At 74.5% G+C, this 9,121-nt stretch carries 10 protein-coding genes; 1 reads left to right on the top strand and 9 read right to left on the bottom strand.

Annotated features, from left to right (window positions below):
- Nucleotides 1-224: 224 nt before the first annotated feature.
- The 9 genes from ACIRST_RS40015 to ACIRST_RS39975 form a co-directional block, all read right to left on the bottom strand.
- A complete protein-coding gene (locus ACIRST_RS40015) occupies nucleotides 225-917 on the bottom strand; it encodes a class F sortase (protein ID WP_350520175.1) in 693 nt (230 codons plus the stop codon).
- 104 nt (nucleotides 918-1,021) lie between these two features.
- Nucleotides 1,022-1,534, bottom strand: coding sequence for a hypothetical protein (locus ACIRST_RS40010; RefSeq protein WP_402809214.1), 513 nt, complete (start codon nucleotides 1,532-1,534; stop codon nucleotides 1,022-1,024).
- Nucleotides 1,535-1,894: 360 nt separating this feature from the next.
- Nucleotides 1,895-2,224: a TcmI family type II polyketide cyclase gene (locus ACIRST_RS40005; protein WP_350520173.1), complete on the bottom strand. Its 330-nt coding sequence runs from the start codon at nucleotides 2,222-2,224 to the stop codon at nucleotides 1,895-1,897.
- Nucleotides 2,221-2,676, bottom strand: a complete 456-nt coding sequence (locus ACIRST_RS40000; protein ID WP_350520172.1) for an SRPBCC family protein — start codon at nucleotides 2,674-2,676, stop codon at nucleotides 2,221-2,223. The genes ACIRST_RS40005 and ACIRST_RS40000 overlap by 4 nt, the downstream gene beginning before the upstream one ends.
- 1 nt (nucleotide 2,677) lies before the next feature.
- Nucleotides 2,678-2,938 (bottom strand): acyl carrier protein, encoded by a 261-nt coding sequence (locus tag ACIRST_RS39995; RefSeq protein ID WP_350520171.1) that lies wholly within the window; start codon nucleotides 2,936-2,938, stop codon nucleotides 2,678-2,680.
- 44 nt (nucleotides 2,939-2,982) lie between these two features.
- The gene (locus tag ACIRST_RS39990; protein WP_402809209.1) at nucleotides 2,983-4,224 is read right to left on the bottom strand and encodes a beta-ketoacyl synthase N-terminal-like domain-containing protein; all 1,242 of its coding nucleotides are present in this window, start codon (nucleotides 4,222-4,224) and stop codon (nucleotides 2,983-2,985) included.
- A gap of 5 nt (nucleotides 4,225-4,229) precedes the next feature.
- Nucleotides 4,230-5,486: a beta-ketoacyl-[acyl-carrier-protein] synthase family protein gene (locus ACIRST_RS39985; protein ID WP_350520169.1), complete on the bottom strand. Its 1,257-nt coding sequence runs from the start codon at nucleotides 5,484-5,486 to the stop codon at nucleotides 4,230-4,232.
- Complete coding sequence (locus ACIRST_RS39980) at nucleotides 5,483-5,908, bottom strand: cupin domain-containing protein (RefSeq protein WP_350520168.1); 426 nt, start codon at nucleotides 5,906-5,908, stop codon at nucleotides 5,483-5,485. The genes ACIRST_RS39985 and ACIRST_RS39980 overlap by 4 nt, the downstream gene beginning before the upstream one ends.
- A gap of 52 nt (nucleotides 5,909-5,960) precedes the next feature.
- A complete protein-coding gene (locus ACIRST_RS39975) occupies nucleotides 5,961-7,136 on the bottom strand; it encodes a SchA/CurD-like domain-containing protein (protein WP_402809205.1) in 1,176 nt (391 codons plus the stop codon).
- 314 nt (nucleotides 7,137-7,450) lie between these two features.
- On the opposite strand from ACIRST_RS39975, the gene ACIRST_RS39970 reads away from it, so the two are divergent.
- Nucleotides 7,451-9,076, top strand: coding sequence for an FAD-dependent monooxygenase (locus ACIRST_RS39970; RefSeq protein ID WP_350520166.1), 1,626 nt, complete (start codon nucleotides 7,451-7,453; stop codon nucleotides 9,074-9,076).
- Nucleotides 9,077-9,121 lie beyond the last annotated feature (45 nt).

The raw sequence follows: 9,121 nt of genomic DNA, 5'->3' as shown, positions 1-9,121 counted from the left end.
GCCCCCCCCCCGCCCCCCCCCCCCCCCCCCCCCCCCCCCCCCCCCCCCCCCCCCCCCCCCCCCCCCCCCCCCCCCCCCCCCCCCCCCCCCCCCCGCGCCCCCCCCCCCCCCCCCCCCCCCCCCCCCCCCCCCCCCCCCCCCCGGGCCGCGCCGCCGGGGGCGCCCCGCCCCTCGTCCGGTGCGCGCGGCATCAGGCCTCGCGCGGCATCGGGCCCCGCGCCGCGTCAGGCCTTGTGCGAGGACTCCAGGTGCGCGAAGACCACCACGTTGTCCAGGTAGTCCCGCTTCTTCTTGTCGTACGTGCCGCCGCAGGTGATCAGCCGGAGCTGGGCGTCGGGCGTCTTGCCGTACACCTTCTGGTCGGGGAAGGCGTCCTTGGCGAAGGTCTCCACCGAGTCCACGGTGAAGACGGCGACCGTGCCGTCGGCGCGGCTCACCTCGACCTTGTTGCCGGGCAGCAGCAGGCTCAGCAGCAGGAACACCGCCGGGCCCTTGGTGGTGTCCACGTGCCCGGCGACGACCGCGCTGCCGCGTTCGCCGGGGGTCACGCCGCCGCGGTACCAGCCGACCAGGTTCTTGTCGTCCGGCGGCGGCGCGTTGAGCTGGCCGGCCGCGTTGAGGGTCAGCTCGGTGAACGGCGCGTCCACGGCGATCTGCGGGATCCGCAGCCGGGTCGGCTTGGAGGCCTTGAGCGGGGGCACCCCCGGCGCGGCCGCCGCCGCGGGCGGCGGGGAGGCGGCGGCCGGCGGCCCCGGGACGGCCGAGGCGGTGGCCGCCGGCGGAGCGGCCTGGGTGGCCGCCGTGTCGGTGCTCGGCCCGGTGTCCACCGAGTTGTAGATCAGCAGCAGACCGACCGCTGCCGCGCCCATCCCGGCGCGCAGCAGCCGGGGCATTCCAGAGGCGGGACCACCCGTCATTCCTGTCCTCCGCTCAACCGGTTCCGAACGGCCCGCCGCCCCCGGTGCGCCCCGCCCCGGCCGGGGTGGGGCGCCCGGAGGCGACGGAAGCAGCGCGTCGGGCGTCAGGCGACCGCGCCGGAGGCGCGGCGGCCGCGGCGCAGGGCGTAGGCACCGGCCCCGAGGCCGCCGAGCAGCAGCACCGCGCCGGAGGCGAGCCCGCCGCCGGACAGCGACATACCGCCGCCACCGGTGTGCACGCCGCCGTGCGGGGTCTTGTGGTCCTCGTCCTTGGCCTCGGAGCCCTTGTGCTCCTCGCTCCCCTTCGACTCGCCGCCCTTGGACTCCGAGCCCTTGGACTCCGAGCCCTTGGAGTCGGAGCCCTTGTGCTCCTCGGTGCCCTTGGAGTCGGTGCCCTTGGAATCGGTGCCCTTGTGGTCCTGGGTGGCGGCCGAGCCCATCGAGCTGTCATTGCCCTTCGTACTGTCGGCGGAGCCCTTGTCGGGCTTCTCCTGCTTCTCCTGCCAGGTGAGGTTCTTGCCCTGGTCGGCGGAGCCGTCGGCATAGGCCATGGGAGCACCGGCGGTGAGGACGGCGGCGACGGCCGCCGCGGCGAGCAGCGTGCGTGCAGAACGCATGAGGATGATCCTTCCGGCGCGCGGACCGCGACTGCCGACACGGTGCCGGGCAAGGGGGCTCGCGGGGGGTGCGCCTGATCCACCGTCAACCACGGTGCGGCCGCCTGCCACCGGAGCGTGGCAGCGCCGGTGCGGACTGTGCGCCCTTCGGGTGGAGTCCCGGGTGTGTTCACCCGGCTGGCCGGGCGATCCGGGTGAATCCGCGCCGGGACCGGGGGCCGGGTGTCGGGGGGAGGGTGTCGGGGCCGGGTGCCGGGGCCGAGGGACCGGGGGGTGGGAGTGGGTTCCCGGACCGCCGGGAAGCGCAATGGGCCCGCCCCCGGCACACGGCCGGGGGCGGGCCCATCGGGAACGCCGGGTTCAGCGCTCCCAGCGGTAGAACTCGCGCGCCATCGCGTCCTTCGGCTCGCGCCAGGTGGCCGGGTCGTAGGCCTGGACGAAGGCGGTCAGGCGGTCGCTGACGGACCGGAACTCCGGGTGCCCGATGACCTTGGCGACCGCCGGGCCCGGCGGACGGTCGGCCTCGATCAGGTGGAGGTAGACGTCGCCGAACTGGAAGAGGCTGCGGCCGGTGACGCCGATCAGGTGCGGCAGTTCGCCCTGGTCGGACTCGGCGAACACCTCGGCGATGTCCGGCGCCGCCTCGGGCTTCATCCGGGCGACGATCAGCGCCCGGTGCGCGCCGCTCACAGCTCCGCCGCCCGCTTCTCGACCTTCTCGCGGATCAGCTGCATCTGGATCCGGGAGTTCTTGTTGATGTGGTTGACCATGCCGTTGTCGTCGACCGGCGCGGTGGGCTTCATCGCGAAGTCCTGGATCCAGCGCATCCTGGTGCCGGCCGGGACCTCCGCGTACTCCCAGCGGATGTCCATGAACTCGAACGGGCCGGGCTCGACCCGGCGGGCGCGCACCGCGAGCGAGGACTTGTCGGTGGTGCGCTCGGAGACCCAGCTCCACACCTGGCCGTTCTCGTCCGGGTGCATGGTGAGCCGGAACTGCACGCGGTCGCCGTCGCGCTCCAGGACCTCGACCGAGGCGTACTCGCTGAACAGGTCCGGCCAGTTCTCCAGGTCGTTGGTGATCTCCCAGACCAGGTCGAGCGGCGCGGCGATGACGATCTCGTTGTCGGTGTGTCCGGGCATCTCAGGCACCAGCCTTCGCGGAGAGGGAGGAGTTGACCAGCTCGATGAACTCGGCCGGGGTCTTGGCGGACTCGGCGCCGGAGGTGACCTTGAGGCCGTGCCGGTTCTCCAACTCGCCGACGACGCCGAGCAGTCCGAGCGAGTCGACGCCGAACGCGTCGAACTGCGCACCCGGCTGCTCCAGATCGCCCGGCTCCACGATGACGCCGGCCCGGGCCTGCAGCAGGGCGGCGAGCTCCGGATAGCTGAGGGTGTTGCTCACGGGGGTGTGTCCCTTCGAAGGTGTGACGGAGTGGTTCGGGAGGTTCAGGCCCGCTCGCCGCGCCGGAGCACCAGCGCGGAGTTGGAGCCCATCAGCCCGCGGCTGAGCACCAGGGCGGTGCGCAGCTCGGCCGGGCGGGCGCGGCCGGTCACCAGGGCGAGGTCGTGGCAGACCTCGGTGACGTTGGGGGTGGGCGGCAGCACGCCGTCCTCCATGGCCAGCACGGCGGCGGCCACGTCCAGCAGCGGGGCGCCGCAGTAGGCCCGTCCGGTGCCGGTCTTGGGCGCGGTGACCGGGACGCGCTCGGCGGCCGGGCCGAGCGCGTCGGCCAGCGCCAGCGCCTCCGCCCGGTCGGCGGCCGGGATGCCGAGGGCGTCCGCGAAGACCACGTCGATCTCCTCGGGCGCGATCCGGGCGTCGTCCAGCGCGATCCGGATCGCGGCGGCCAGCCCCTCGCGGGACTCCTCCCAGCGGGAGGCCCCGGTGAAGGTGGCGCCGTGCCCGGCCAGGTGCGCCCGGACGTTGGCGCCGCGGCGCCGGGCCGTCCGCTCGTCCTCCAGCATCAGCATCGCGCCGCCCTCGGCGGGGGCGAAGCCGCAGGCCCGCGCGGTGAACGGCAGGTAGGCCTCCTCGGCCCGTTCGGCCAGGCTGAGCTCGGGGTAGCCGAGCTGGCAGACCATCGAGTAGGGGGCCAGGGGGGCCTCGGCGGCGCCGACCACCACCGCGTCGGTGCCGCGCTCGATCGAGCGGGCCGCGTGCGCGAGGGCGTCCAGGCCGCCGGCCTCGTCGCTGGCGACGACTCCGCAGGGGCCCTTGTAGCCGCCGCGGATCGAGATCTGGCCGGTGCTGGCCGCGTAGAACCAGGCGATGGACTGGTACGGTCCGACGAACCTCGGTCCCTGGCCCCAGAGTTGCTGGAGTTCACGCTGGCCGAACTCGCCGCCGCCGGAGCCGGCCGCGGTCACCACGCCGACCGCGAAGGGCTGTTCGGGGTCGGGCCGGAAGCCGGCGTCCGCCACCGCCAGGTCGGCGGCGGCCATCGCGTAGTGCGTGAAGCGGTCGGTCTGCACCAGGTAGCGGTTGTCGATCGCCGACTGCGGCTCGAAGTCCCGTACCTGGCCCGCGATCCTGAGCGGCAGCTCGGTGCAGCCCTCGCGGGATATCCGGTCGAGGACGCTCACGCCCTGCCTGGTGGCCTTCCAGAAGGCGTCGGCCCCGACGCCGTTCGGCGCCACCACGCCGAGGCCGGTGACCACCGCCCGGCGGCCCTGCTGACGTGACGTCATGGAACTCACCCCGTTCTGTTGAGCACGACGGCGGACTGGAATCCGCCGAATCCGCTGCCGACCGAGAGGATGTGGCTCAGCGGCAGCTCGCGCGCGGTGCGCGGCACGTAGTCGAGGTCGCACTCCGGGTCCGGAGTCTCGTAGTTGGCGGTCGGCGGCACGACGCCGTGGGCGAGCGCCAGGGTGCAGGCGACGACCTCGATCGCGCCGATCGCGCCGAGCGAGTGGCCGACCATCGACTTGATCGAGCTCATCGGGGTCCCGAAGGCGTGCCCGCCCAGCGAGCGCTTGACCGCGGCGGTCTCGTGCCGGTCGTTCTGCTTGGTGCCCGAGCCGTGCGCGTTGACGTAGTCGACGTCGGTGCGGTCGACCCTGGCGTGGGCGAGCGCGTGGTCGATCGCCCGGGACATCTCCAGCCCCTCCTTGGTGAGGCCGGTCATGTGGTAGGCGTTGCCGAAGGTGGCGAAGCCGCCGACCTCGCCGTAGATCCGGGCGCCGCGGCGCCGGGCGTGCTCCAGTTCCTCCAGCACCAGGACGGCGCCGCCCTCGCCGAGGACGAAGCCGTCGCGCTCGGCGTCGAAGGGACGGGAGGCGTGCTGCGGGTCGTCGTTGCGCTCGCTGGTGGCCTTGATGGCGTCGAAGCAGGCGACGGTGATCGGCGAGATCGGGGAGTCGGAGGCGCCGGCGACGCAGATGTCGGCGCGGCCCTCCTCGACCGCCTGGAAGCCGTAGCCGATCGCGTCCAGGCCGGAGGTGCAGCCCGTGGAGACGGTCTGCACCGGGCCGCGGGCGCCGGTCCGCTCGGCCACCGCGGAGGCGAGCGTGCTGGGCGCGAAGGCCCGGTGCAGCTGCGGCTCCGCCTGTCGGTGGTCCACGTCCCAGCGTGCGCCGGCGGAGCTGACCAGGGCGTAGTCGTGTTCCAGCCGGGTGGTGCCGCCGACGGCGGTGCCGAGCGAGACGGCGATCCGCCAGGGGTTCTCGGCGGCGAGGTCCAGGCCGGCGTCGGCGATCGCCTCGTCGGCCGCGACCATCGCGAACTGGACGTAGCGGTCGGCCCGCTGGACGTCCTCCGGGCCCAGCCCGTGGGCCGCCGGGTCGAAGTCGACCTCGGCGGCGATCCGGGAGCGGAACCCGGTGGGGTCGAAGAGCGTGATGCCCCGGGTCGCGGTGCGGCCGGCCGTGAGGAGCTCCCAGAACGCCGGGACGCCGACCCCGCCGGGCGCGACCACACCGATCCCCGTGACGGCGACGCGCCGGGTCACGAGGCCACCTTGGCGTGTTCCGGCGGGCCGGAGGCGGCGGACTCCTCGGTGGTCACGTGGCCGAGGTCGGGGCGCGGGGCGAGCGGGCCGAGGTGGAAGACCATCCGGGCCTCGGTGTCGCCGACGTTGCGGAAGCGGTGGCGCATGTTGATCGGGATCATGAGGCCCTGGTCGGCCTTGAGCGGCCGGGTCTCCCCGTCCAGGTCGACCTCCAGCTCGCCGCAGACGACGAACACGAACTCCTCGGAGTACGGGTGGTAGTGCTCGCCGATCCGCTCGCCGGGCCGGACGATCGCCAGGCCCATGAAGCCACTGGTCGCCCCGCACGTGGTCGGGGTGAGCATGGTGCGGAGCTCGGCGCCGTGGCGGCGGTTCTCCGGAGCCTCGTCGACGTTGACGATCCGTGGGTACTGCGTGGTCATGATGGTCTTCCTCCGTGGAATCGACGTGGAGTTGACGTGGGGTGACGGAGCGTCAGTTGGCGTGGGGGTCGGCGGAGCTGCGGTCGGTGACGGGGTTCATGGCGCGGGCGGCGAGGAAGGCGCCGAGCCCGGTGACGGTGCGCAGGTCGCCCTGCGGGCCGAGGTCGAGCAGCCGGGCCAGCGCGGCCGCCTCCAGGTCGTCGGCCACGCCGAGGGCGGCGGCGGGGTCGGCTTCGGCCGGCACCCGCAGGTCGACCAGGCGCACCACCACGTCCTCGCGCTGGAAGACGGTGCCCGCCGCGACCGGCCCGGTCGGGTCGGCGGTGGCCAGGTTGTCGTGCCGGGCCAGCAGCTCGGCCACGGCCTGTCCGTTGCCCGGGCGGACGGGGTAGAGCACGGCGTGCCGGTGCATTCGGCCGGAGGCGGGGGAGCCGGCGATCGCCTGGTGCTTGGCGGGCAGCGCGGCCCTGGCGAAGAAGGCGCGGGCGGCCTGCGGGTCGCCCAGCTGGCGGGCCTCCTCCAGGTACGGGTTGATCGCCTCCTCGACGGCCCGCACCTCGGGCTGCATCGCCACGTGCCGCAGGGCGTCGCCCAGGTTGCCGACCACCTCGACGGCCCGTACCACCCGGTTGCCGTGCATGAACAGCGAGGTCCGCTGCAGCCGGGTGTGCTCGTCCACCTCGGCCCGGGGGGAGGCGTAGCCGGACAGGATCCTGGCCACCTCGGGCTCGCTGCCGGGCTTGACGGTGAAGGTCAGCGCGTGGCGGACCACGCCGTCCGGGCCCGGTTCGGCCTTCGGCGGGCCGACGTGGCCGGCCGGTGCGGTGCGCGGCAGGCCGGGCGGCACCTCCATCGGGGCGCGGGTGCCGGTCGAGCCGGCCGCCGAGGTCTCGCGCAGGACGGCGTAGCGCAGCGAGCGGAAGTTGTCGCTGACGCAGCCGTGCATCGGCTTGACCATCTCGCGGTGGGCCGGGCTGTCCACCCACTCCAGGAAGGTCTCCTGGTCCCGCCACTCGCTGGTGATCAGCCACTGGCGCGGGTCGTTGATCGACTGGCACAGCTGGTCGCTGACGTGGCCGGGGACCGAGGCCACCTGGTGGCGCAGCTGCTCGTAGACGTCGAGGAAGCGCTGCTGGGCGCCGTCCTGGATCTCCAGCATCAGCACCACCCGCAACCGGGAGTCGGACTCGTCCTGCTGCTTCGGCTGGGGTTCGGACAGAGTTGTCATGATCCACTTTCTGCTCTGGGTCGCACGCTGCGGGCCGTGTCGGCCGTGTCGGCCGCGCCCGGCGGGTGCTTCCCGGCCTGGGAAGGGCGGTGCGACGGCGGTCGGGCCCGAGCGGTCGGCTCCAGGCCTGAGGTCGATCGTGGGCGGCGCACCGGGCGCGGCGCGAGATTTGCGGGCCATCCGGGCGAAGGGGCGGCACAGCCGGCCTCGGGCGGGGGATGGAAGAGCGGGGCCCCCGGCTGAGCGGGCCCGTCGAGGGCGGCGCCGAGCCCAGTAGCCGGGCCGCGGAATCCCGTTACAGGGCGGAGCAATTGATGAATCCGAAGATCGACGACCGGGTGCCGGTCCTGATCGTGGGCGGCTCGCTGGTCGGGCTGTCGGCCTCGCTCTTCCTGGGCCGACTCGGGGTCAGACACCTGCTGGTCGAGAAGCACGCCGACACCTCGCATCACCCGCGCGGCCGAGGCAACAACGTCCGCACCATGGAGCTGTACCGGGTGGCCGGGATCGAGCCGGCGATCCGCGAGGCGGCCTCGATCCTCGCCCCCAACCACGGCATCCTGCAGGCGCCCTCGCTGACCGGCGCCGAGCAGGAGTGGCTGTTCCGCGAGATCGACCCCGGCGGCCGGCTGGCCCGGTTCAGCCCCAGCTCGTGGTGCCTGTGCAGCCAGAACGACCTGGAGCCGGTGCTGCTGCGGGCGGCCCGCGACCTGGGCGGGGACGTCCGGTTCAGCACCGAGCTGATCTCCTTCGAGCAGGACGCCGACGGCGTGACGTCGGTGCTGCGCAGCAGGGAGAACGGCGAGGAGCGGGTGGTGCGCTCGGACTTCCTGATCGCGGCGGACGGCCCGCGCAGCCCGGTCCGCGAGCGGCTGGGCATCGGCCAGAGCGGCAAGGGCGAGCTCTTCCACAACGTGAGCATCACCTTCCGCGCCAAGCGGCTGGCCGAGGTGGTCGGCGACCGGCACTTCATCGCCTGCTACCTGACCAACCCGGAGGCGGACGGCGCACTGCTGCCGGTGGACAACCAGGAGGAGTGGGTCTTCCACGCCCCGTGGCACCCCGAGCACGGCGAGCCGCTGGAGGCCTTCACCGACGAGCGCTGCGAGCGGCACATCCGCACCGCCGTCGGCATGCCGGAGCTGGACGTCGAGGTGACCGGCCGGGCGCCCTGGCACGCCGCCGAGCGGGTGGCCGAGCGGTACGGCTCCGGGCGGGTCTTCCTGGCCGGGGACTCCGCGCACGAGATGTCCCCGACCGGCGCCTTCGGCTCCAACACCGGCATCCAGGACGCCCACAACCTGGCCTGGAAGCTCGCCGCCGTGCTGTGCGGCTGGGCCGGGCCGCGGCTGCTGGAGACGTACGGGCAGGAGCGGCGGCCGGTCGCCCAGGTGACCGGCGAGCGCGCCTCGGCCCGCTCCGCCGAGCACAGCCACCCGGGCTACGCGGTGGTGCCGGGCGTCGGGCGGCAGGCCGGGGTGCTGGCGGTGGCGCTCGGCTACCGCTACCCGGTCGGCGCGGTGGTCGGCACGGACCGGGCGGGCGCCGTCGTCCCCGAGCAGTTCGAGGTGGCGGGCGAGCCGGGCAGCCGGGCCCCGCACCAGTGGCTGCTGAGGGCGGGGGTCAGACTCTCCACGCTGGACCTGTACGAGCAGGCGATGGTGCTGCTCACCGGCCCCGAGGGCGGCGCCTGGCAGGCGGGCGCCCGGCGGGTCGCGGACCGGCTGGCCGTTCCGCTGGACGCCTACCGGATCGGTGACGGCGCCGAGGACGACCTGGCCCCGGAGCCGGGCTCGGACTTCGCCGCCCTGCACGGCATCGGCCCGCAGGGCGCGGTGCTGGTCCGCCCGGACGGCTTCGTCGCCTGGCGCTCGCCCGGCCCGGCGCTGGACCCGGAGGCCGAGCTGGGCACGGTGCTGCGGACGGTGCTGGGCCTCTGAGCACACGCGGAAGGGCCCGCCGGTCGCTCGACCGGCGGGCCCTTC

The organism is Kitasatospora sp. NPDC101447, assembly GCF_044767225.1.
GTDB lineage: Bacteria > Actinomycetota > Actinomycetes > Streptomycetales > Streptomycetaceae > Kitasatospora.
The sequence above is the reverse complement of the archived record's forward strand: the minus strand, read 5'-3'. Positions and strand labels throughout refer to the sequence as shown.

What these genes read in the sequence shown, in the direction of transcription:
- ACIRST_RS40015 (WP_350520175.1), bottom strand. Translation starts at nt 917, where the DNA reads ATGACGGGTGGTCCCGCCTCTGGAATGCCCCGGCTGCTGCGCGCCGGG.
- ACIRST_RS40010 (WP_402809214.1), bottom strand. Translation starts at nt 1,534, where the DNA reads ATGCGTTCTGCACGCACGCTGCTCGCCGCGGCGGCCGTCGCCGCCGTC.
- ACIRST_RS40000 (WP_350520172.1), bottom strand. Translation starts at nt 2,676, where the DNA reads ATGCCCGGACACACCGACAACGAGATCGTCATCGCCGCGCCGCTCGAC.
- ACIRST_RS39990 (WP_402809209.1), bottom strand. Translation starts at nt 4,224, where the DNA reads ATGACGTCACGTCAGCAGGGCCGCCGGGCGGTGGTCACCGGCCTCGGC.
- ACIRST_RS39980 (WP_350520168.1), bottom strand. Translation starts at nt 5,908, where the DNA reads ATGACCACGCAGTACCCACGGATCGTCAACGTCGACGAGGCTCCGGAG.
- ACIRST_RS39975 (WP_402809205.1), bottom strand. Translation starts at nt 7,136, where the DNA reads ATGACAACTCTGTCCGAACCCCAGCCGAAGCAGCAGGACGAGTCCGAC.
- ACIRST_RS39970 (WP_350520166.1), top strand. Translation starts at nt 7,451, where the DNA reads ATGAATCCGAAGATCGACGACCGGGTGCCGGTCCTGATCGTGGGCGGC.